We start from the raw sequence: 21,176 nt of genomic DNA on the forward strand, positions 1-21,176 counted from the left end.
AGGCCGCAGACCTGGATTGTCCGGCGCTCCGCGTCCTCGAGCCGGCGCCGCGCACATGCCGCGGCCTCATGATGATTGTGGCGCGGCGGCAAATCCGGCATGACGTTCCCAAAGCCGGACCTCGATCCGGCACCAACGACCAAGGAGCGCCAATGAAAGCCATTCTCTGCTCGCAATTCTGCCAGCCCGACGATCTCGTCCTCACCGAGGTGCCCGATCCGGTGGCCGGTCCCGGCGAGGCTGTGATTGCGATCAAGGCGGCGGCGCTGAACTTCTTCGACATCCTGATGATCCAGGGCAAGTACCAGATCAAGCCGCCGTTCCCGTTCTCGCCGGGTGCGGAGGTCGCGGGCATCATCGAAAGCGTTGGCGATGGCGTCACCGACCTGAAGGTCGGCGACCGCGTCGTCGCCTCCTGCGGCCATAACGGCGCGCGCGAGAAGATCGCGCTGCCAGCAGCGTCGATCGTCAAGATTCCGGACAATCTCGATTTCGACCGCGCCGCCGGCATCATCATCATCTACGGGACTGCGCTGCATGCGCTGGAGGATCGCGCCAGTCCGAAGCCGGGCGAGACCTTGGCCGTGCTCGGCGCGGCCGGCGGCACCGGCCTTGCGGCGTGCGAGCTGGGCAAGCTGATGGGGTTGAAGGTCATCGCCTGTGCCTCTTCGGACGAGAAGCTCGAATTCGCCAGGCAGCACGGCGCGACGCTGACGCTGAACTACGCCAAGGAGGATCTCAAGGAGGGGCTGCGGCGGCTCACCGACGGCAAGGGCGCCGACATCATCTTCGATCCCGTCGGTGGTGCCTACGCCGAGGCGGCGCTGCGTTCCATCGCCTGGGAGGGCCGCTTCCTGGTGATCGGCTTCGCCGCCGGCGACATCCCGAAAATGCCGCTGAACCTCGCGCTGCTGAAGGGCTGTGATATCCGCGGCGTGTTCTGGGGCGCCTGGACCCGACTCAACCCCGCCAAGAACCGCGCCAACCTTGAAAAGCTCGTGCGGTGGACCGCAGAGGGCAAGCTGTCGTCGCATGTCGACCGCACCTTCCCGCTGGCGCAGACCGCCGATGCCTTGAAGGTGCTCGCCGGCCGCCAGGCGATGGGCAAGGTGATCCTGCACCCCTGACGACGTGCGATGAAGGCGCCCGGGGGGGGCGTATCCCCGGGGTAGCCTCGCCCTGATCCGCGCAACCAAACCGAGCAGAGCCCTGCCTGCTCCGCGGACGGATTGCTCGAGCCGGCCCGAGGTCGCTGTGACGTCCTCGCGCTGCGAGGCGCCGCAAATTTGTTCTGCGGGTTGCCGCGCCGGCGTCACGGATTCGCAACCGGAAGCAGAAAATCCGAAAACGAGCGTTTCTTGGTTAACGCAACTGAGCCACATTGTGGCATGGTAAATTGTAGGGCTTGGCTGTTGTTATTTCGACGTTTCTGGATTTGGTGCGGTGCGATGTCGCACTCGCGTTGCCACAATCAGATCAAAATATTTCCAGAATCATGCCGGCTCTCGTCCACTTTTAGTCGGATTCAATTAGTCAATTAGTTGTCGGCAGTGGGGTGCCTCTGGCAATCGTGACGTGTCTCGAGCTTCTGACGGGCTTGGGACCAAAAGTATGTTGCGTGAAGTTGAGATGGGGATGAAGGCCATGGCTGAGCGGACGACGCGCGGGCGTTTCAACAACAGAACTCCTTCGGAGCCTGACTTCAGGCCTTTCCCCGATGAACTCCCTCAGGAGCGCCCACCGAACTATCGTTTCGGCCGGTCGACCCAGGACAACTATCCAAACGACGAATCGATGCCGATGTTCCTCTCTGAGTATGAGAGCGGCAATCAGATCGACAGCACGCATTTCGAGGACCAGTGGCCGGTGCGGACCCGCCGCGTGTCGGTCTCGTCCCGGATTCTTCTCGCCGTGGTGGCTGCGGCCGGCGTCGCGGTGCTCTTCGCGCTTGTCACCTCGGATGCGACGCGCGACCTGATCGCCAGTGCCAAGGCTTCCATCATCGGCGCCACGCCGGATCCGACGGCCCCGCCGCAGGCCACCAACACGCAGCTCACCGCGCGCGACATGCAGCTGAACGAGCCGGCGCGACTGCCGCCCGAGCCGCCGGCTGCGGCGGCGCCGGTGCAGACGGCAGCCGTGGCCCCGACGCGTGACGACATCGCCAATGCCTACCAGACAGCGCTGCAGAATCGTAGCGCGACGCAGCCCGCGCCGGTTGCAGCACCACCGAGCTTCGCCACGGCACCGGCCGCGCCGGCCCCGAGCGCGATGGAGCCATCCTCGATCAATTCGCCTGGCGCGGGATCGGCAATCGTCGCACCCGGCCTCGGCGCCGTGACCGCTGCTCCGCCGCCCGCGCAGGTCCGCCGGCTCGATCCCGACGAGCTCGCGGGCATCATGAAACGCGCCAAGAGCCTGCTGGCCGCGGGCGACATCCCGCCGGCGCGACTGCTGCTGGAGCGCGCCGCCGAGGCGCAAGAACCGGCCGCGGCGCTGATGCTTGCGCAGACCTACGATCCGCACGTGCTGGGAACGAAGGACATCCGCAACATCAATGCCGATCCGGCTGCGGCGCGCAACTGGTACCGCCGCGCCGCCCAGCTCGGCTCGACCGAAGCGCAGCGCAGGCTCGATCAGTTGCAGAACTGAACGCTCGTGACGGCAGCGATGCCGCCCCGTTTCATTTTTTTGTTTCACGCGTGATTTTCGAGTCCGTTCATGGGCGACGCCAGGCGAGACTTGGTGCTGCCCGCGTTCCGGCTCGTAAACATGTGCCAACCTTACATCGAGGGGGACAGATGCGACGTGTTGTTGGAGCGGCCGTAGCCGCAATGATGATGATAGCGTGCGGCTTTGCTGCCCACGCCGAGGAAGGCGAGTTCGACCCCGCCAAGGTGAGCGACAGCCTCAAGGCGATCTTCCAGTTCGGCTCGGTGCAGACCAAGCAGGCGCTGAACGCCAACACGGTGACGCTCATCACCGGCACCATCGGCGGCACCTATGTGCAGTTCGGCGCCGATCTGGCCTCGCTGCTCGATGACGGCAACAATCTGCGCGTCTTGCCGATCGTCGGCCGCGGCTCGGTGCAGAGCGTGGCCGACATCCTGTTCCTGCAGGGTGTCGATCTCGGCATCGTCCGAGCCGACACGCTCGACTATCTCGAGCGCAAGGGCTTCGCCAAGGACATCAAGCGGCAGTTCACCTACGTCACCAAGCTCTACAACGAGGAGATGCAGGTCATCGCGCCACGCGCGGTGCGCACGCTGCGTGACCTCGAAGGCCGCCGGGTCAGCGTCGACCTGCCGAATGGCGGCACCTTCGTCACGGCGCTGACGGTGTTCGAGCGGTTGGGCCTGCGCGCCAACTTCGCCTATATCGAGCAGCGCATCGCGATGGAGAAGCTGAAGCGCGGCGAGCTCGATGCGGTCATCGTGGTCGGCGGCAAGCCCTACAAGTCGGTCAGCACCTTCGTCAACGACGGCCGCTTCCATCTCGTCAACGTCGATTACGATCGACCGCTGCAGACCGACTACCTGCCGGCGACCTTGACCGCGAAGGACTATCCGAACCTGATCGCCGAGGGCGAGAAGGTCGACACGATCGCGGTGCCGGCCGTGCTCGCCGCCTATAATTGGGCGCCGAATACCGACCGCTATCGCAAGCTCGCGACCTTCGTCGATGCCTTCTTCACCAAATTCCCGGCATTCCAGAATCCGCCGTTCCATCCGAAGTGGAAGGAGGTCTCGCTGTCGGCTCCGCTGGCCGGCTGGCAGCGGCTGCCGTCCGCGAGCAAATGGCTGGAGAGCCATGCCATGGAAGGCGCACAGCGCGACCGCTTCGATGACTTCCTGAAGCAGAGCAGCGCCGGCAGGGCGATGCCGAGCGAGGCCGACCGCGAGGCGCTGTTCAAGCAGTACCAGGCCTGGGAGGCCGAGAAGACCGGCAGCGCCCGCGCCCAGGCGCGCGGCCAGCGCTGAGCTCGTAGCGTTCGACGAGGTCCCATCAGGAGAAAAGCCCCGCGGACGCGGGGCTTTTTGCTGTTGTTTGCCGTTGTGGCCTTCCGAGGCGCTGACTGCGGGAACCCGGCTTGCCGGCCCGAGCCGCCGTCAGCCGATATTCTCGCCGTCCTTCGCGACGTCAGCGTTCTTGTCTGCCGCCAGCCGCGCGAGTACGGCGCGGGCCGCGGCATGATGGTCGGGCGTGATGTTCGAGGCGACCATGCGGATGGCGGTGGCGAGCACCGCCGCGTCGTCGGTGAAGCCGAGGATGGGCAACACGTCAGGCATGAAGTCGAACGGCACGACGAAGTAGGCGATGGCGCCGAGCAGGGCGACCTGGACGTGCCGCGGTGTCTCCTTGTCGAAGGCGCAGTAATACGCCGCAAGCAGCTCCTCGGCGAACGGCAACCGCGCGACAACCTTCTTGAACTTGATCCAGAAACGGCGGCGAAGGGTCTCGCGATCCCGGGCCAGCCGCTCCGCGGGCTCGAAGCCAACGTTGTAGTCGGTCGCATCCGACATGATGTCCGATCTCCGGTTCCAGACGGCGCTGGAGGCGCGGTCCTCGCCCTCGGATGTGGTGATGGCGACGCCGGCCGCAAGGCGCGTGCCGTCGTCGCCAAGGCCTCAGCCGCGCATCGTCGCGGCGATCGCATTCATCGCCTTGGCGAGCTCGATGTCGCGCATGGTCACGCCGCCTGCGTCATGGGTCGTGAGGACCACCTCGACGGTGCGGTAGACGTTGCGCCACTCGGGATGATGGTCGTGCTTCTCGGCGACCAGCGCGACCCGGGTCATGAAGCCGAACGCTTCGTTGAAGTTCTTGAACGTGAAGGTGCGGGCGATGGCCTCACGGCCCTCCAGCTCGGACCAGTCGGGAAGCTCCCGCAGGGCGGTGGCGCGTGCCTCCGCCGACAATCGTTGCGGCATCTCGATCTCCTCTTGTGGTGCAATCGACCGGACACGTGGCAGCGTCCGGGCGATTGCGGGGCTACCTCCGGCTGGATCGCGCCGGTGTCCGGTTGCCAAGACTAGCCGAAAACGCATCCCGATCAGAGCCTTGTCACAGGCGCCATGCCGGGAGGGGCTCGGAACTGTCCCGATCCTGCGGTAACTGGTGCGATGGTAACCATGACGCAGATGTCACCCCGGGCGGACAAGAAATTTGCTACAGTTCAGCTCTATCGAAGGACGACGTGGCCAGACGAAGCCGCCTGTGGCATCGCCCGGGCCTGGGACCACCGGAGGACGGGAATCTGGTAGATACTCAGACCACGCCAGCGCAGCGCTCACGGATGCGCCCTGCCGTGTTCATCGTCATCGCCGGGATCCTCGCGGTCGTCGGCGCTTTGACGGGTGCCTACTATTTTGCGATGCGTCCCGTGGTGCTCAAGATCGCGGTCGGTCCGCCCAACAGCGACGACCTGAAGGTCGTCCAGGCCTTGACCCAGGCCTTTTCCCAGTCGCACGCCTCCGTCAGGCTGCGGCCGGTTCCGACCGAGGGCGCCGCCGAGAGCGCGCAGGCGCTGGCCGCCGCCAAGGTGGATCTTGCGATCGTGCGGGGCGACCTGGAGGTCCCAAAGAACGCACAGGCGGTAGCGACGCTGCGCAAGAACGTCGTCGTCCTCTGGGTGCCCTCGTCCGGCAAGGGCAAGAGCCGCAAGGGTGGCGCCAAGATCACGAAGATCTCGCAGCTCGCGGGCCACAAAGTCGGCATCATCGGCCGGACGCCGGCGAACGCGAACCTGCTGAAGGTCATTCTGCGCCAATATGGTGTCGACCCCGGCAAGGTCGAGATCGTCCAATTCCCGATCACCGAGGCCGCCGAAGCGGTCCGAAGCCAGAGGGCCGATGTCTATCTGGCGGCCGGTCCCATCAACAGCAAGATCACGGCGGATGCGATCGCCGCCGCCACCAAGGAGGGCGGCCCCCCCACCTTCCTGGCCATCGATTCCGCCGGAGCCATCGCACAGAACCATCCCGAATACGAGGCCACCGAGATTCCGGCCGGCGCGTTCGGCGGGGCGCCCGATCGCCCTGAAGATGAAGTGAAGACGATCAGCTTCAATCACCACATCGTGGCACGCAAGGGCCTCGCCGAATCGGCGGTCTCGACGTTCACGCATCAGCTGTTCTCGGTGCGCCAGCAGCTGATGTCGGAATTTCCGCTTGCCGCCAAGATCGAGACGCCGGACACCGACAAGGACGCCGCGATCCCCGTCCATCCCGGCGCGGCGGCCTTCGTCGACGGCGAGGAGAAGACCTTCCTCGACCGCTACAGCGACTACATCTGGTGGAGCCTGATGGCGCTTTCGGCGATGGGCTCGGCCGGCGCGTGGTTCGCCGGCTATCTCAAGCGCGACGAACGCACCATCAACACCTCGCTGCGCGATCGTCTGCTGGAGATGATCACGATCGCGCGCAAGTGCGATTCGACCGAGGAGCTCGATCAGCTCCAGGCCGAGGCCGACGAGATCTTGCGCAACACGCTGACCTGCTTCGAGGACGGCGCGATCGAGCACGCGGCGTTGACCGCGTTCAACATCGCGCTCGAGCAGTTCCACAACGCGGTCGCCGATCGCAAGCTCATCCTGATGAGCATGCCCGCCAATCTGCAGCGAACCGGCGCGCAGTTGCGTGCCGCCGGCACCTGAGGTCTGCCACGCTCCCCTTGCGGCGGTGTCGCGCACTGCCCAAGACGCCGCGTGTAATTCCAGCGTCATCAATCTTTTCTAGGTCTGCCGGGCCGTGGCTCGCGCCTGCTCCCGCGCGCGATCCGACCAGGAGATCCGCATGACGCTTCGCATTCCTCGACCGCGCACAGCCCTGTCCCGCCGCCGCTTCCTGTCGACAGCCGCCGCAGCCGGCGTCACGACGCTGGCGATGCCCTATCTGAGCCGCGCCGCCGACCGGCCGCAGATCACGCATGGCGTGCAGTCCGGCGACGTTGGCATGGATGGCGGCGTGGTCTGGGCGCGTGCCGACCGGCCGTCGCAGATGCTGGTCGAGGTGGCGACCACCGAGTCGTTCAAGGACGCGCGTACGCTGCCTCCGGTCGCCGCACTTCCGGAAAGCGACTTCACGGCCAAGATGCTGATCGACGGTCTGCCCAGCGGCCAGGACATCTTCTACCGCGTCAAGTTCCGCGACCTTTCGCATGTCGCGGTCGAAAGCGAGGCCGCGCTTGGCCGCTTCCGCACCGCGCCCGGCAACAGGCGCGACGTCTCGTTCGTCTGGGGCGGCGACGTGGCGGGGCAGGGCTGGGGCATCAACCCCGACGATGGCGGCATGTTCACCTTCTCGACGATGAAGAAGCACCGCCCGGACTTCTTCCTGCACTCCGGCGACACCATCTACGCCGACGGTCCGATCAAGTCCGAGGTGAAGCTGCCGGACAACAAGGTGTGGAAGAATCTCACCGTGGAAGAGAAGGCGAAGGTCGCCGAGACGCTCGACGAGTTCCGTGCCGCTCACAAATACAATTTCCTCGACGAGAACGTCCGCGCCTTCAATGCCGAGGTGCCGATCTTCGTGCAGTGGGACGATCATGAGGTCACCAACAACTGGTCGGCCTCCAAGGAGCTGCCGGCCAGCTACAAGGAGCGCAACATCCAGCTGCTCGCGGCCCGCGCGGCGCGCGCCTTCCACGAGATGTATCCCATGCGCGAGAGCATCATCGAGCCGGGGCGCGTCTATCGCACGATCAATTACGGCCCTCATCTCGACGTGTTCGTGCTCGACGAGCGCAGCTACCGCGGCGCCAACGGTCCCAATCTCGAGGACAAATATGGTCCGGCGTCCTACTTCATCGGGCCGGAGCAGATGCGCTGGCTGAAGCAGGCGCTGCTCAATTCGCGCGCGACCTGGAAGGTGATCGCCTCCGACATGCCGCTCAGCATCATCGTCTATGACGACGCAGCCAACAAGAAGGGCTCGGAAGCCATCGCCCAGGGTGACGGCCCGGCGCGCGGCCGCGAGCTCGAGATTGCCGAGATCCTGCGCTTCATCAAGACGGCGCCGATCCAGAACACGGTGTGGCTGACGGCGGACGTGCACTACGCGGCCGCGCATTATTACGATCCGAACAAGGCGCAGTTTCAGGACTTCGAGCCATTCTGGGAGTTCGTCTCCGGTCCGCTGCATGCCGGCACGTTCGGTCCGAACGAGCTCGACAACACCTTCGGCCCCGAGGTGCGGTTCATCAAGGCGCCCGGCCTCGACAAGCAGAATCTGCCGCCGTCGGCCGGCATGCAGTTCTTCGGCCACGTCAAGATCGAAGGCGCCACGGGCCAGATGACCGTGACCCTGCGGGATCGCGCCGACGTCGCGCTGTGGTCGACCACGCTCGATCCGAAGCTGGGCTGAGGTCTCGTTGTCCGGCGGCAAGACGATCGCGTGCTGCGACGGCAACTAGTCGCGTCGCCGCAGCACCGCCTCCAGCGCGTCGGTCGGGCAAGGCTTCGGCAGCCGTGGCCGGTCGGCGAACGCGGCCGGCACGCGGTCGGCGCCATAGCCGGTGGAGAAGGCGAAGGGAATGCCGAGCGCCGTTAGCCGCTCGGCAATCGCAAAGCTCTTTTCGCGGACCAGGCCGACATCGAGCAATGCGAATTGCGGGGCGCGCTCCGCGATCATGGCGAGTGCGGTCGCGACGTCGGCTGCGATCCTGATGTCGGGAACGCCGAGGTCGGTGATCGTGTCTTCCAATCCGAGCGCAATGATAGGGTCGTCTTCGACGACCAGCACATGTTGATAAAGCTCGGGCACGCCTGATTGCGAGCTGGTCATGGGATCTGCGGGTTCCAGGATGAGGGATGGGCGCCGCAGCCGGCGTCTCCTCTTGAGTGCGCTGGCGGGTTCCTGGAACCAAGGCAGCATATCAGAGTTCCTGTGTCGGTGCACTTGTGAACACAAGGAGCACGAATCACGCACATGCGTTGCGCGGGGGATGACGATGCTGAGCCAGGGTGTGACCACGCTGAACCGGGAGCGGCCCCACAACAATCTGCTGCTGCGGCTGAGTCCGGCCGACTACGCGCTGATCTCGCCGTATCTGGTGGAGGACGAGGCAATGCCGAACGATCTGCTCTACAGTCCCGGGGACGACGTGCAGATCGTGCATTTTCCCTGTGGGCCGGCGCTCACGTCCTATCTCGTCCCCAATGAGGACGGCCGCGACGTCGAGACCATCCTGGTCGGCCGCGAGGGCGCCGTCGGCGGCATCGTCAGCGAGGGCTTCCTGCCGGCCTATACGCGGATCGTCGTCAAGTTCGGCGGCCCGTTTGCACGGCTGCCGCTGTCCCGCCTGGCGGCCGCCAAGCTGCAATCCAAGACGCTCCGCAACGTGTTCGCGCGCTACGCCGATTGCATGCTGGCGCAGATGTTCCAGTCGACCGCCTGCAACGCGATTCATTCGATCGAGCAGCGGACGGCGAAGTGGATCGTGGCCGCGATGGACCGCACCGACGGCGAGCCGATCGTGCCGCTGACGCATGAGCAGCTGGCGACGCTGCTCGGCGTGGGCCGCAGCTATGTCAGCCGGGTCGTCCAGACCTTCCGAGCCGAGGGCATTCTCGAAACCCGCCGCGGCGCCTTCATGGTGCGCGACTTCGACGCGCTGAAGCGCCGTTCCTGCCTGTGCAACGAGGCCGTGAAGACCCATTTCGAGGAGGTCCTGCGCGGCGTCTATCCGACCGAGCAGGCCGCGACGGGCTGAGCCCGCAGGCGTTTTTTACTTTCCGCCGCATGGGCGCAGCCGACGGCTGTCGGCGCTGGTCCTCGTGGGATTGCCGGTCGGAGTGGTTGGTCTCGTCTTCTACCGCGCCGCCCGGAAGCGTGCGGTCGCGGAGGCGTTAGCCAGCCGCTCGGAAACCGCTCCTCGTTCCTGAAAGCAGTCATTGTTTTTTGGCATTTTCTGCCTATATTGCGCCGCAACGCGTGAGGTCTGCCCGGTCGATTGGCCGGGCTTCCTATTTGGGGCTGCCGGCCCCTGCCGCCGAACGAGTTTCGCGAGCGCGCGTCGTAAAGCTAACAGCTTGATTCGACTATAACAAAGCGCGCGCCCCGCCGGGGACAGAGCACGGGCTCTTGAGAAAGCTTAGAAGACACCGACCATGAATCTTCGCAACATCGCCATCATCGCCCACGTCGACCACGGCAAGACCACCCTGGTTGACCGTCTCCTGCAGCAGTCGGGTACCTTCCGCGAGAACCAGAAGGTTGCCGAGCGCGCCATGGACTCGAACGACCTGGAGCGCGAGCGCGGCATCACCATCCTGGCCAAGGCCGCCTCGGTGCAGTGGAAGGACACCCGCATCAACATCGTCGACACTCCCGGCCACGCCGATTTCGGCGGCGAGGTCGAGCGCATCCTGAACATGGTGGACGGCGCCCTGGTGCTGGTCGACGCCGCCGAGGGCCCGCTGCCGCAGACCAAGTTCGTGGTCTCCAAGGCGCTCAAGGTCGGCCTCAAGCCGATCGTCGTCATCAACAAGGTCGACCGTCCCGACGCCCGTCCGACCGAGGTCATCAACGAGGTGTTCGACTTGTTCGCCGCACTCGACGCGTCCGAGGAGCAGCTCGACTTCCCGATCCTGTACGGGTCGGCCAAGCAGGGTTGGATGGCCGAGAGCCCGGAAGGTCCGAAGGACGCCGGGATGCAGCCGCTGTTCGACCTGGTGCTGCGCCATGTGCCGGCGCCGTCGGTCGAAGAGGGGCCGTTCCGCATGATCGGCACCATCTTGGAGGCCAACAACTTCCTGGGTCGCATCATCACTGGCCGCATCACCTCGGGCAGCATCAAGCCCAACCAGGCCGTGAAGGTGCTGAACGCCGAGGGCAAGGTCGTCGAGCAGGGCCGTATTTCCAAAATTCTCGCGTTCCGCGGCATCGAGCGCGTGCCGCTCGACGAAGCCGAGGCCGGTGACATCGTCGCCATCGCAGGCCTGACCAAGGGCACCGTCGCCGACACGTTCTGCGATCCCTCGGTCGAGACGCCGCTCCCGGCGCAGCCGATCGACCCGCCAACCGTGTCGATGTCCTTCATCGTCAACAACTCGCCGCTGGCGGGCACCGAAGGCGACAAGGTCACGAGCCGCATGATCCGCGACCGCCTGCTGCGCGAGGCCGAGGGCAATGTCGCGCTGCGCGTCGTCGAATCCGCCGACAAGGACGCCATGGAAGTGTCGGGCCGCGGCGAATTGCAGCTCGCGATCCTGATCGAGACCATGCGCCGCGAAGGCTTCGAGCTGTCGGTGTCGCGTCCGCGCGTGGTGCTGCAGAAGGACGAGGCCACCGGCGCGTGGCTGGAGCCGATCGAGGAGGTCGTGATCGACGTCGACGAGGAGCATTCCGGCGTCGTCGTGCAGAAGATGAGCGAGCGCAAGTCCGAGATGATCGAGATGCGCCCGTCCGGCGGCAACCGCCTGCGGCTGGTGTTCTACGCGCCGACCCGCGGCCTGATCGGCTATCAGGGCGAGCTGCTGACGGACACCCGCGGTACCGCGATCATGAACCGCCTGTTCCACGGTTATGCCCCGTTCAAGGGCGAGATCGCCGGCCGCCGCAACGGCGTCCTGATCTCCAACGACCAGGGCGAGGCGGTGGCCTACGCGATGTTCAAGCTGGAGGACCGCGGCCCGATGATGATCGAGCCGGGCTGGAAGGTCTATCGCGGCATGATCGTCGGCGAGCACACCCGCGACAACGATCTCGAGATCAACGTGCTGAAGGGCAAGCAGCTCACCAACATCCGCACCACGTCGAAGGACGAGGCGGTCCGTTTGACGCCGCCGATCCGAATGACGCTGGAGAAGGCGCTGGCCTATATCGAGGACGACGAGCTGGTCGAGGTTACGCCGAAGTCGATCCGCCTGCGCAAGAAGCATCTCGATCCGAACGAGCGCAAGCGCGCCGAGAAACAGAAGGAGGCGGTGGCGTAATTTCCGCCCTCCATCCTCAAATGCGTCATGGCCGGGCTTGTCCCGGCCATCCACGTTTTGGGGCTTGCGTGGACGACGTGGATGCCCGGCACAAGGCCGGGCATGACGACGGAGTTGGATGAGCCAATGTCTTTCCCATCCTCCATCGACATCGCCATCATCGGCGCGGGTGCCGCGGGCCTCGGCGCCGCACATGCGCTGCAGGACAAGGGCGTCTCGTTCATCGTCCTGGAGGCCCGCGACCGCATCGGCGGCCGTGCTCACACCATCATGGCTTCGCCTGACGTCACCTTCGATCTCGGCTGCGGCTGGCTGCATTCGGCTGATCGCAACTCCTTCGTCGGCATCGCCGAGCAGCGTGCTTTCACTATCGACACCAGCCGGCCGCCCTGGCGCGACCAGGCCTATGACGCGGCATTTCCGCGCGACGAGCGCGAGGAGTTCTTGCGGGCGCTGGAGGCGTTCTTTACGCGCACCGCAGAGGCCGCCAAGAGTGGCCGAGATGCCCCGGCGAGCGTCTGCCTGGAGCCTGGCAATCGCTGGAACGGCATGATCGATGCGATCTGCACCTATCTCAACGGCTGCGAGCTCGACCAGATGTCGCTGCTCGACTTCGAAGCCTATGAGGACACCGAGCTGAACTGGCGCGTTCGCCACGGCTATGGCGCGCTGGTCGCCGCCTATGGCGGGGACCTGCCGATCGCCTTGAACTGCAACGTGACCCTGATCGATCACGGCGACACGCGCATTCGCTTGACGACCTCGCGGGGCACGGTGACGGCCGACAAGGTCATCGTGACCGTGCCGACCAGTCTCATCGTCGACGAAGCGCTCCGCTTTTCGCCGGCCCTGCCGAGCAAGGTCGAAGCCGCCGCTGGCCTGCCGCTCGGTCTCGACAACAAGGTGACGCTGGCGCTCGACGGCTGGGAGCACCTGCCGAGGGATTCGGGCATGCGCGGCCGAAGCCACACCGCGCGGGTCGGCAGCTTCCAGCTGCGCCCGTTCGGCCAGCCCTGCATCGAAGGTTTTTATGGCGGCAGCTTCGCTCGCGAGATCGAAGTGGCGGGCGAGGGGGCCTTGGCGGCGCAGGCGATCGACGACATCGTGGCCCTGCTCGGCAACGACATCCGCAAGAGCCTCCGTCCGCTCGCCGAGTCCCGCTGGGGCGCCGACCCGTTCGCGCGCGGTGCCTATTCGCATGCACTGCCCGGACATGCCGACAAGCGCGCCGTGCTGGCCGCGCCGGTTGATGATCGGCTGTTCTTCGCCGGCGAGGCGACGCCCGTGGATTTCTTCTCGACCGCCCATGGCGCGCGCGACAGCGGCGAGCGCGCGGCGCGGGAAGCTCTGGCGTCAGTAGCCAGGCGCTAGCACATCCACCGTCGTTGCGAGCACAACGAGGCACTCCAGACTGTCACCGCGGTGGGATTTCTGGATCGCGTTCGCTGCGCTCGGGATGACCTGCCCCAATCAATGCGTCTCCCCCACCATCCGCAGAAACTCCCGTGCGGCCTGCGTCTGGTGATGCTCTTTGTGGCGCAGGCTGTAGAAGTGCCGCTTGGGCAGCTCGATGTTGGCGACGGCGAGCAGCCCCGCCTTGACGGCGCGCATTGCCACCAGGCGCGACAGCACCGTGACGCCGGCGCCGGCTTCGACGGCGCCGCGCACGGCCTCGTTGGACGGCAGGTCGAACACCACATCGAGCTCGGCCGGAGTGATTCCGAAGCGGCCCAGCGCTGTTTCGAGCGCGGCGCGCGTGCCGGAGCCCCGCTCGCGCAACACCCAGCGCGCCGTCCTCAGGTCGCTGGTTGTCACTGACCTGCCGCGGCACAGCGGATGATCGATCGGGCCGACCAGCACCATGTCGTCGTCCGCGACCGGCTGGGCCGTGAGCACGGGATCGTCGACATCGCCCTCGACGAAGCCGAGATCGGCAGAGCCCTCGCGGACCTGGGTCGCAACCTGCTCGGTATTGCCGATCGACAGTTGCAGCTTGATCGCTGGATGCGCGGCATTGAAGCGGTGAATGAAGGCCGGCAGCCAATAGCCCGCGATGGTCTGGCTGGCCGCCAGCGCCAGCTGCCCCCGTTTCAGGCCGGCGAGATCGTTCAGCACGGTCTCGGCGGCGGCCGCGCGCGCCAGCACCGCCTTTGCTTCGACGAGAAACGCCTTCCCGGTCGCCGTGAGCACGATGCGGCGTCCGACGCGATCGAACAGCTTGGTCTCGTAGCGGGCTTCGAGCGCGGCCACAGCCGCGGATGTCGCCGACTGGGTCAAATTGAGGTCGCGGGCCGCCTGCGTGACGTGCTCGCGGGTCGCGACCGCCACGAAGATCCTGAGCTGTTCGAGCGTCACGTGCGTCCTATGTGGTCAGCTTCACCAGGGCCAGGCTGAAGCCTGCGATGAACAGGAAGGCGAGCAGGCCCAGCGCCAGGGGCCGCAGGCCCTTGGCCTTGAGCTTGGCGAAATCCGTTTCCAGTCCCATCGCGGCCAGCGCCATCGACAGCAGGAACGTGGTCGCCGTCACGATCACGGTCTTCATCTCGGCGGGTATGCTGATCACGCTGTTGAGGCCGACCAGCGCAATGAAGCCGAATACGAACCAGGGCAGCGGCGGCTGCGCATTGCTCCGGGTCTCGCCGCCATGGCGCGCGCGCCGCGTTGCCAGCAGGCCGAGCGTGAGCACGACCGGTGCCAGCAGCATCACGCGGGCCAGCTTGGCGATGGTGCCGAACTCGCCGGCCTGCTGGCCCTGCTGAAACGCGGCCGCGACCACCTGGGCGATCTCGTGAATGGAGGCGCCGCTCCACAGGCCGAAGGCGTGCGCGTCGAGATGCAGCAGCGCCGGAAGCAGCGGATAGATGAACATTGCGATCGAGCCGAACACCGTGACGCAGGCCACCGCATAGGCGACGTCCTCGTCATGGGCGCGCGTGACCGTGTTGGTCGCGATCACGGCCGATGCGCCGCAGATCGAGGTGCCCGCGGCGATCAGCTCCGCCAGCTTGCGATCGATGCCGAGCAGCCGTCCCATCCACACCGTGAACACGAAGGTGCCGGTGAGGCTCAGCGCGATCACGGCGAGACCACGCGCGCCGACCTCGATGATCTGGGCGGCCGTCAGTTGCAGGCCGAGCAGGATGATCGCCAGCCGCAGCACGCGGCGCATCGAGAAGGCGACGCCGGGCTTGGCTCGCGCCGGCGTGCCGATGACGTTATGCAGTGCCATCCCTGCCACGATCGCGAGGATCATCGGGCTGAACAGGCCGAGGCCCGGCACCAAGCGCAGCCCGAAGGCGCCGGCCGCGAGCGCCGCGGACAGCGCGAGCCCGGGCAGCAGCGTCGGTGCCCCCGGCGTCGCAGGCGCGTGGGCAGGTCGATGATGAATGGCAACGGGCGCATCGGCGATCAGATCATGCGACGGGGCAGCCATGGAAAACTCTCCCAAACAGGGTCTGGAGAGGAGAATTTCATGCTGCTATCAATCGATCCAACAGATTATATCGTATATATCATTCGATCAAATCGATCAATTCCTGGCTCGCTCCCGCATCTCACCCGCGGATCGGATCACGACTCCAGCACCCGCCTCCGGAGCTCGGCATCGGGCACGAAGCAGGATTCGTATTTGCCGAAGATGCGGTAGCGGTTGCGCGCGACCAGGCTGTAGACCGCATCGCGCAGCGGCTTCGGGATGGCGCGCAGCGCGCGCGTCCAGCCCCAGCCCGGCAGGTTCGACAATACGGTCAGCGCAGCATCGGATTTCAGATGCGCCTTGCCGCCATGCACCACCGCATTGGTGTCGGGCTCCTGGGGATCGATGCCGAAGGCCTGCGCCAACCGGGTGCCGTAAGGCGACTGGATCGGCGTGAAGCGGAAGCGCTTTGCGGTGTCGCGCGCGATCACGAACTGCACCCAGCGGGAGCAGAACACGCAGACGCCGTCGTAGAGGATCACGTCGTCGTCGGGCCAGTGGGTCATCATCGATTGTCCATCATGAGCAGCGCGACCAGCATCAGCACGATCGCTGGTCCCGTCTTCACCAGCGCGCCGAGCGGCTCGAGCCAGAGGTCGGGCGTGAGGATCGCGCAGCCGAGCATGTAGCCGAGCGAGACGAGGATGCCGGCGGCGAGCCCGAATGCTGCGGTTCTGCGGAACGCGATCAATACGCCGACCGAAATGTCCATCATGCTGGTGATCGCCGCAAACGGGGCGGCGAACCAGTCGGGCCAGCCGCGCGTGGTCAGGATCGCCGTGGTCGCGGGGAACGAGACCAACAGTGCGATCGACCCCGACGCGACCCAGAACAACACCAAGCCGGCAATGATCAGCGCCTTGATCAGGAACAGGCGTGCGAACCATTTGTCCTGAATCGTGGCGCCATGTGCGCCGACGGCGCGGTCCAGCGTCGTGGGTGTGATGCCGGTCGCAGCGATCCACGGTGCGGGATCGCCGTGCACCCCGCGGCGAAGCTCGGCGATCGCCGTGGTGCGCATCGGCGGCATCCAGCCGAGCCGGCTGCAGAGGTCACCGGCGAAAGCGCCGAGATTGATCAGCGGCGCGGGCACGGCAACGCGTGGCCAATCCATTGTGCCGAAACTGCGCCGAAACGCATCGACGACGTCGCCAAGCGTCATCGCCTCGGGCTGCATCAGGTCCCAGCTCACCGCGCGCGTCGTCTCGTCATCGATCGGCCGCATCGCGAGCCAGGCGATCGTCGCGGCGATGTCCGCGACCGCCACCGGCTGGAACGGTGTCGCCGCATCCTTCGCCGGCAGGTCGACCGGAAGCGCCGCGAGCGCGCGGACCATCGCGCTGCCACCATAGGCCGACGGTGCGATCACGAAGCCCGGGCGCAGGACGGCGTGGGCGACGCCTGAGGATGCAATCAGCCGCTCCGCGTCGCGCTTGGTGGTGGCGAAGGCGGTGTGATCCTCATCGGCCGTGCCGGGGATCGAGATGTGAATGAAGCGCACGCGACGGCCGCAGGCTGTGATCGCTGCGAGCACGCGCGCGACGAACTCACGATGCACGGCCGTAGTGTCGCTGCCAGGACCATCCTGCAGCACGCCGAGGCAGTTGACGACGACATCGATCTCGTGGGCGCGGATCAGACTCGCCAAAGCCGGCGCATCGAGCGCCATGATCGGCAGCTCGATGTCGAACGGTGACACGCGTTGTGATGGCGAGAACGCGCGCGCCACACCGACCGTCGCAAAGCCACGCTGGCGCAGATCGTCGGTGATGAAGCGCCCGATCAGGCCGGAAGCGCCAAGCACGAGGATGCGGTGGTTGGTCGACGTGATCATGCGCGTCTCGTCAGAACGGCTTTGCGATCATCAGCCAGAGAATGGCCATGACCGCGCCGAAACCGGGGATGCCGCACAGGAACCAGCGGCGGAAGACGATGAAGTAGCGCGGCGGCAGCTCCTCGGCGCCGACGTCCGCGAGGCGCGCCAGGTCGCGCAGCTCGATCTGCATGAAGATCACCGGCACCCAGAACAGCCCGGCGACCGCGTAGAGCGCGAGCGAGGTGAGCAGCCAGCCGTCAGTCACCGCGGTCGACGACAGCCACATCAGCGTGCCGCCCGTGACCGGCTGCAGCAACACCGCGGACAATGTGAAGAGCATGTCGGCGATCACGACCACGCCGGCGGTGCGAGCGATGAACGCGGCCTCGCCACTCAGATGCGCCATCAGCATGAAGAATGCGATCCCCGTGCCGGTGCCGAGAATGACGATGGCGCCGAGCACGTGCAGATATTTGACCAGGAAATACAGCGTCATCGTGTCCTGCTAGTTCGGCGGCATCGGATGCGTCGATCGACGTGTCGTTGTCAGCGCCCTCGACAGCAAATCCGCCGCCAGAGCCACGCCGTCGTCGTGCTCGATCATCCAATGCCCCTCCTCGCCGGAAGGTGGCAACAGCTTGAAGCCCGCCTGGCCTCCAGCCGACGTGAAGGCATCCGCAAGCCGACGCGAAAGCGGTGGTGGAAAGTAGCTGTCATTGGCCGCAACCAGCCACGTGACCGGCACGCGCGCGCCGCGTCCGAATGCGCGGGCCGTATCAAGCAGGCGCGCCTCTGCACAGACACGCCCGGGCACGTCGTCGGCATGCCCGCCACGGCCGGGCGCGAACACGACGATTGCTGAGACGATCTGCGGCGGCTGATCGGCGAGTGCCAGCGCGCCCCAGCCGCCGGCCGAATGGCCGACGATGACGGCGCCGCCCTTCGCGGCGAACGGCTGCTCGCGCATGTCCGCGAGCGCGCGCAAAATCTGCGCCGCGGTCGCGCGTCCTGCTTTCTCATAGTCCGCGTCGGCGCAGCCGCCCTGGTCTTCGACGTAGGGACCGCCCGTGCGGCCGTGCCCGAGCCGCTCTGGGACCAGCACGGCATAGCCCCGCCCCACCAGGAGACGCGCCAGCGCCGTGTAGGTGGGCTGCGGCAGCTGTGCCCGCCACAGCGGATTCTGCGTCGAGGCATGCGCGATCACGGCCAGCGGAAACGGCCCGTGGCCGGCAGGCCGATAGAGGATCGCATGCGCGGGAATTACGGTCTTGATGGACGGTATCAGCCATTGCTGCCGGCGCGCCGGCTCGGCTTCGGGCGACGCGGGACCGAACGACTGTGCCGTTGCGCCGGCTGCCGACAGGACGACCAGTGCGAGCAACCATGAGACGCAGCGAAGCAGCACCATTCAGCCGAACGGGAAGATGTTGAGCTTGTGCCACACTAGCCCACGCCGCGGCCGGTCAGATGCAGTTTTTCCTGCGACGTATGAATCGGCGGTGACAGGACACCGCCGGCGCCCGACAATGTTGCGAAATTGTCCCTTTTCGGCACAGCTTTCCGCCACGGTGATGCCGAAAGTCCACAGGTTAACCGATCTTTAACGTGGCACCTTGAAGGCGGACCGCCGACTTGCTTTGATCTCGTCATGAGCACAACCCTGATCGAAGTCCGTCCGGCCAAGGCTGCAGATGCGGCTGCGGTGGCGTCAGCCCATGATGAAGCCTGGCGTTCCGCCTACCAGGGGATCATCCCTGGCGCAGAGCTGGAGAAGCTGATCAACCGGCGCGGCCCCCAATGGTGGGACAGCGCGATCCGCAAAGGCAGCCGCGTCAGCGTGCTGGTGTTCAACGACAAGGTCGCAGGCTATGCGAATTACGGCCGCAATCGCGCCCGCAGCCTGCATTTTGACGGCGAAGTCTACGAGCTTTATCTGCGACCGGAATTTCAGGGGCTGGGGTTCGGTCGCCGGCTCTTTCAGTCCGCCAAGCGCGACCTCGCGCAGAGCGGCCTGAAGAGCATGGTGGTGTGGGCGTTGTCCGACAACGATCCCGCCACCGAGTTCTACCGCGCATTGGGCGGCCGCATGGTCGCGCGGTCGTCGGAGCGCTTCGGGCCGAAGTCGCTCGACAAGGTCGCCTTTGCCTGGACCAACTGAGCCTGGACCGGCTGTGCTCTGTGCGCGTTAGGCGTTAACGCGCCCTCGAATTGAACTGAAAGTGTTGGCCTGAGGTAGCTGTTGCGCAGCCGCGATTTTTTTGCGACTGCGAATGCCAGCGCTCGCCTGTCGAGCGTCCGACCCTCAACGTTCAAGTTCCCAAACGTTCAAGTTCTACGGAGCATCCATGCGCATCGACGCCATCCCGATCGGGAAAGATCCGCCGCGCGAGGTCAACGTCGTCATCGAAGTGCCGGTCGGCGGCGAGCCGATCAAGTACGAGCTCGACAAGGAAGCCGGCACGCTGTTCGTCGACCGCTTCCTCTATACGGCGATGCGCTACCCCGGCAATTACGGCTTCATCCCGCATACGCTGTCCAACGACGGCGATCCCTGCGACGTGCTGGTGGCCAACACGCGCGCGATCGTGCCCGGCGCGGTCATGAGCGTGCGCCCGGTCGGCGTGCTGCTGATGGAGGACGAGGCTGGCGGCGATGAGAAGATCATCGCGGTGCCGTCCTCGAAGCTGACCCAGCGCTACGACAAGGTCCGCACCTATTCCGACCTGCCGGACATTACGCTGCAGCAGATCCAGCACTTCTACGAGCACTACAAGGATCTCGAGCCCGGCAAATGGGTGAAGGTGCTGCGTTGGGGCAATGCCGACGACGCCCACCAGCTGATCGCCGAAGGCATCGCGCGCGCCAAGGCCGCGAAGAAGTGAAATGATTGACGTCATTCCGGGGCAGCCGCGCAGCGGCTGAACCCGGAATGACGCAGGTGGTTACACCGCCGGCCTCGGCAGCCCGGCAATGGCGCAGGCGGCGCGCAGCGTATTGACCAAGAGGCACGCGACCGTCATCTGGCCGACGCCGCCGGGCACCGGCGTGATCGCGCCGGCGACCTCCGCCACTTCCGCATAGGCGACATCGCCGACCAACTTCGTCTTGCCGTCAGCCGTTGGGATACGGTTGATGCCGACGTCGATCACGGTCGCGCCCGGCTTGATCCAGTCGCGCTTCACCATCTCCGGGCGGCCCACGGCGGCGTAGACCAGATCGGCGCGCGCGGTCAGCGCTGGCAGGTCGCGCGAGCGCGAATGCGCGATCGTCACCGTGGCGTTCTCGTTCAGCAGCAACTGCACCAGCGGACGGCCGACCAGGTTGGAGCGGCCGATCACGATCGCGTTCAGGCCCTCGAGCGAGCCGTGCACGGTCTTGCTGAGGATGATGCAGCCGAGCGGCGTGCACGGCGCCAGCGCCGGCCGGCCGCCGGCGAGACGGCCGGCATTGTGCGGATGCAGACCGTCGACGTCCTTGGCCGGATCGATGGCGTTGATGACGGCCTCGGTCTCCAGCCCCTTCGGCAGCGGCAGTTGCACCAGGATGCCGTGCACGGCGGGATCGCGGTTGAGCTTGCCGATCAAGGCCAGCAGCGCGTCCTGCGAGACGTCGGCGGGCAGCTTGTGCTCGAACGAGGCCATGCCGGCAGCCTGGGTCTGGGTGTGCTTGCTGCGGACATAGACCTCGGAGGCCGGATCGTTGCCGACCAGCACCACGGCAAGGCCTGGTGTCAGGCCATGGTCGCGCTTGACCCGCTCGACCTCACGGGCGACCTGCGCGCGCAGGTCGGCTGCAATGATCTTTCCGTCGATGATGATCGCGGTCATTTTGCTCTATCCTCGGTTCAAAGGCTGTTCATCGAGCAAGATGCTGGCCGCGTGCTCCCACCCTCCCCCTCCAGGGGAGGGTGAAGATCGCCGCTTGCGAAGCCGAAAGGCCTCGGCTCG

At 66.0% G+C, this 21,176-nt stretch carries 20 protein-coding genes; 10 read left to right on the forward strand and 10 right to left on the reverse strand.

Features of this window, described 5'->3' with window-relative positions; all coding sequences use genetic code 11:
• Window positions 1-152: 152 nt before the first annotated feature.
• The 3 genes from QX126_RS29925 to QX126_RS29935 all read left to right on the forward strand — a co-directional run bounded on the left by QX126_RS29925 (window position 153) and on the right by QX126_RS29935 (window position 3,980).
• Window positions 153-1,127: an NADPH:quinone oxidoreductase family protein gene (locus QX126_RS29925; protein ID WP_315785765.1), complete on the forward strand. Its 975-nt coding sequence runs from the start codon at window positions 153-155 to the stop codon at window positions 1,125-1,127.
• Between the two features lie 517 nt (window positions 1,128-1,644).
• Complete coding sequence (locus QX126_RS29930) at window positions 1,645-2,652, forward strand: hypothetical protein (protein ID WP_315785769.1); 1,008 nt, start codon at window positions 1,645-1,647, stop codon at window positions 2,650-2,652.
• A 149-nt stretch (window positions 2,653-2,801) separates the two neighbouring features.
• Window positions 2,802-3,980, forward strand: a complete 1,179-nt coding sequence (locus tag QX126_RS29935; RefSeq protein WP_315740459.1) for a TAXI family TRAP transporter solute-binding subunit — start codon at window positions 2,802-2,804, stop codon at window positions 3,978-3,980.
• 129 nt (window positions 3,981-4,109) lie between these two features.
• Here the strand turns inward: QX126_RS29935 and QX126_RS29940 are convergent, their stop codons facing one another.
• Both QX126_RS29940 and QX126_RS29945 read right to left on the reverse strand, forming a co-directional pair.
• Window positions 4,110-4,523, reverse strand: a complete 414-nt coding sequence (locus QX126_RS29940) for a YkvA family protein (protein WP_315758657.1) — start codon at window positions 4,521-4,523, stop codon at window positions 4,110-4,112.
• A gap of 105 nt (window positions 4,524-4,628) precedes the next feature.
• A complete protein-coding gene (locus QX126_RS29945) occupies window positions 4,629-5,048 on the reverse strand; it encodes a 4a-hydroxytetrahydrobiopterin dehydratase (RefSeq protein WP_315740461.1) in 420 nt (139 codons plus the stop codon).
• Between the two features lie 260 nt (window positions 5,049-5,308).
• On the opposite strand from QX126_RS29945, the gene QX126_RS29950 reads away from it, so the two are divergent.
• The gene (locus QX126_RS29950) at window positions 5,309-6,655 is read left to right on the forward strand and encodes a TAXI family TRAP transporter solute-binding subunit (RefSeq protein ID WP_315785772.1); all 1,347 of its coding nucleotides are present in this window, start codon (window positions 5,309-5,311) and stop codon (window positions 6,653-6,655) included.
• 139 nt (window positions 6,656-6,794) lie between these two features.
• Window positions 6,795-8,366 carry an alkaline phosphatase D family protein gene (locus tag QX126_RS29955; RefSeq protein WP_315785775.1) on the forward strand — a complete coding sequence of 524 codons (1,572 nt, stop codon included), beginning with the start codon at window positions 6,795-6,797 and terminating at the stop codon, window positions 8,364-8,366.
• Window positions 8,367-8,411: 45 nt separating this feature from the next.
• Here the strand turns inward: QX126_RS29955 and QX126_RS29960 are convergent, their stop codons facing one another.
• Window positions 8,412-8,786, reverse strand: a complete 375-nt coding sequence (locus QX126_RS29960) for a response regulator (protein ID WP_315778187.1) — start codon at window positions 8,784-8,786, stop codon at window positions 8,412-8,414.
• Between the two features lie 166 nt (window positions 8,787-8,952).
• Between QX126_RS29960 and QX126_RS29965 the strand changes: the two genes are divergently transcribed.
• The 3 genes from QX126_RS29965 (at window position 8,953) to QX126_RS29975 (ending at window position 13,309) form a co-directional block, all read left to right on the forward strand.
• A complete protein-coding gene (locus tag QX126_RS29965) occupies window positions 8,953-9,714 on the forward strand; it encodes a Crp/Fnr family transcriptional regulator (protein WP_315785778.1) in 762 nt (253 codons plus the stop codon).
• Window positions 9,715-10,111: 397 nt separating this feature from the next.
• A complete protein-coding gene (gene typA / locus QX126_RS29970; RefSeq protein WP_315740466.1) occupies window positions 10,112-11,938 on the forward strand; it encodes a translational GTPase TypA in 1,827 nt (608 codons plus the stop codon).
• A 126-nt stretch (window positions 11,939-12,064) separates the two neighbouring features.
• Window positions 12,065-13,309, forward strand: coding sequence for an NAD(P)/FAD-dependent oxidoreductase (locus QX126_RS29975; protein ID WP_315785781.1), 1,245 nt, complete (start codon window positions 12,065-12,067; stop codon window positions 13,307-13,309).
• Between the two features lie 99 nt (window positions 13,310-13,408).
• Here the strand turns inward: QX126_RS29975 and QX126_RS29980 are convergent, their stop codons facing one another.
• From QX126_RS29980 to QX126_RS30005, 6 genes are all read right to left on the reverse strand, one after another.
• Window positions 13,409-14,293 carry a LysR family transcriptional regulator gene (locus tag QX126_RS29980; RefSeq protein WP_315785784.1) on the reverse strand — a complete coding sequence of 295 codons (885 nt, stop codon included), beginning with the start codon at window positions 14,291-14,293 and terminating at the stop codon, window positions 13,409-13,411.
• 7 nt (window positions 14,294-14,300) lie between these two features.
• Window positions 14,301-15,371: a YeiH family protein gene (locus QX126_RS29985; RefSeq protein WP_409999133.1), complete on the reverse strand. Its 1,071-nt coding sequence runs from the start codon at window positions 15,369-15,371 to the stop codon at window positions 14,301-14,303.
• 137 nt (window positions 15,372-15,508) lie between these two features.
• Window positions 15,509-15,919, reverse strand: a complete 411-nt coding sequence (locus tag QX126_RS29990) for a thiol-disulfide oxidoreductase DCC family protein (protein ID WP_315785786.1) — start codon at window positions 15,917-15,919, stop codon at window positions 15,509-15,511.
• Entirely contained in the window at window positions 15,919-17,247 is a 1,329-nt protein-coding gene (locus QX126_RS29995; RefSeq protein WP_315785788.1) for an SDR family oxidoreductase, read from the reverse strand. The genes QX126_RS29990 and QX126_RS29995 overlap by 1 nt, the downstream gene beginning before the upstream one ends.
• Before the next feature lie 10 nt (window positions 17,248-17,257).
• A complete protein-coding gene (locus tag QX126_RS30000) occupies window positions 17,258-17,725 on the reverse strand; it encodes a DUF2269 domain-containing protein (protein ID WP_315740471.1) in 468 nt (155 codons plus the stop codon).
• Between the two features lie 9 nt (window positions 17,726-17,734).
• The gene (locus QX126_RS30005) at window positions 17,735-18,637 is read right to left on the reverse strand and encodes an alpha/beta hydrolase family protein (protein WP_315785789.1); all 903 of its coding nucleotides are present in this window, start codon (window positions 18,635-18,637) and stop codon (window positions 17,735-17,737) included.
• 240 nt (window positions 18,638-18,877) lie between these two features.
• On the opposite strand from QX126_RS30005, the gene QX126_RS30010 reads away from it, so the two are divergent.
• Both QX126_RS30010 and ppa read left to right on the forward strand, forming a co-directional pair.
• Entirely contained in the window at window positions 18,878-19,387 is a 510-nt protein-coding gene (locus QX126_RS30010) for a GNAT family N-acetyltransferase (RefSeq protein WP_006611902.1), read from the forward strand.
• A gap of 187 nt (window positions 19,388-19,574) precedes the next feature.
• Window positions 19,575-20,111, forward strand: a complete 537-nt coding sequence (ppa, locus tag QX126_RS30015; RefSeq protein ID WP_011923519.1) for an inorganic diphosphatase — start codon at window positions 19,575-19,577, stop codon at window positions 20,109-20,111.
• A gap of 60 nt (window positions 20,112-20,171) precedes the next feature.
• Here the strand turns inward: ppa and folD are convergent, their stop codons facing one another.
• Window positions 20,172-21,056, reverse strand: coding sequence for a bifunctional methylenetetrahydrofolate dehydrogenase/methenyltetrahydrofolate cyclohydrolase FolD (gene folD, locus QX126_RS30020; RefSeq protein WP_315785790.1), 885 nt, complete (start codon window positions 21,054-21,056; stop codon window positions 20,172-20,174).
• Window positions 21,057-21,176 lie beyond the last annotated feature (120 nt).

It is taken from the genome of Bradyrhizobium sp. SZCCHNPS1003 (genome assembly GCF_032381555.1).
In the GTDB taxonomy this organism is placed as follows: Bacteria; Pseudomonadota; Alphaproteobacteria; order Rhizobiales; family Xanthobacteraceae; genus Bradyrhizobium.

What these genes read in the sequence shown, in the direction of transcription:
- QX126_RS29925 (WP_315785765.1), top strand. Translation starts at nt 153, where the DNA reads ATGAAAGCCATTCTCTGCTCGCAATTCTGCCAGCCCGACGATCTCGTC.
- QX126_RS29930 (WP_315785769.1), top strand. Translation starts at nt 1,645, where the DNA reads ATGGCTGAGCGGACGACGCGCGGGCGTTTCAACAACAGAACTCCTTCG.
- QX126_RS29935 (WP_315740459.1), top strand. Translation starts at nt 2,802, where the DNA reads ATGCGACGTGTTGTTGGAGCGGCCGTAGCCGCAATGATGATGATAGCG.
- QX126_RS29940 (WP_315758657.1), bottom strand. Translation starts at nt 4,523, where the DNA reads ATGTCGGATGCGACCGACTACAACGTTGGCTTCGAGCCCGCGGAGCGG.
- QX126_RS29945 (WP_315740461.1), bottom strand. Translation starts at nt 5,048, where the DNA reads ATGCGTTTTCGGCTAGTCTTGGCAACCGGACACCGGCGCGATCCAGCC.
- QX126_RS29955 (WP_315785775.1), top strand. Translation starts at nt 6,795, where the DNA reads ATGACGCTTCGCATTCCTCGACCGCGCACAGCCCTGTCCCGCCGCCGC.
- QX126_RS29960 (WP_315778187.1), bottom strand. Translation starts at nt 8,786, where the DNA reads ATGACCAGCTCGCAATCAGGCGTGCCCGAGCTTTATCAACATGTGCTG.
- QX126_RS29965 (WP_315785778.1), top strand. Translation starts at nt 8,953, where the DNA reads ATGCTGAGCCAGGGTGTGACCACGCTGAACCGGGAGCGGCCCCACAAC.
- typA (WP_315740466.1), top strand. Translation starts at nt 10,112, where the DNA reads ATGAATCTTCGCAACATCGCCATCATCGCCCACGTCGACCACGGCAAG.
- QX126_RS29975 (WP_315785781.1), top strand. Translation starts at nt 12,065, where the DNA reads ATGTCTTTCCCATCCTCCATCGACATCGCCATCATCGGCGCGGGTGCC.
- QX126_RS29985 (WP_409999133.1), bottom strand. Translation starts at nt 15,371, where the DNA reads ATGGCTGCCCCGTCGCATGATCTGATCGCCGATGCGCCCGTTGCCATT.
- QX126_RS29990 (WP_315785786.1), bottom strand. Translation starts at nt 15,919, where the DNA reads ATGACCCACTGGCCCGACGACGACGTGATCCTCTACGACGGCGTCTGC.
- QX126_RS29995 (WP_315785788.1), bottom strand. Translation starts at nt 17,247, where the DNA reads ATGATCACGTCGACCAACCACCGCATCCTCGTGCTTGGCGCTTCCGGC.
- QX126_RS30000 (WP_315740471.1), bottom strand. Translation starts at nt 17,725, where the DNA reads ATGACGCTGTATTTCCTGGTCAAATATCTGCACGTGCTCGGCGCCATC.
- QX126_RS30005 (WP_315785789.1), bottom strand. Translation starts at nt 18,637, where the DNA reads ATGGTGCTGCTTCGCTGCGTCTCATGGTTGCTCGCACTGGTCGTCCTG.
- QX126_RS30010 (WP_006611902.1), top strand. Translation starts at nt 18,878, where the DNA reads ATGAGCACAACCCTGATCGAAGTCCGTCCGGCCAAGGCTGCAGATGCG.
- ppa (WP_011923519.1), top strand. Translation starts at nt 19,575, where the DNA reads ATGCGCATCGACGCCATCCCGATCGGGAAAGATCCGCCGCGCGAGGTC.
- folD (WP_315785790.1), bottom strand. Translation starts at nt 21,056, where the DNA reads ATGACCGCGATCATCATCGACGGAAAGATCATTGCAGCCGACCTGCGC.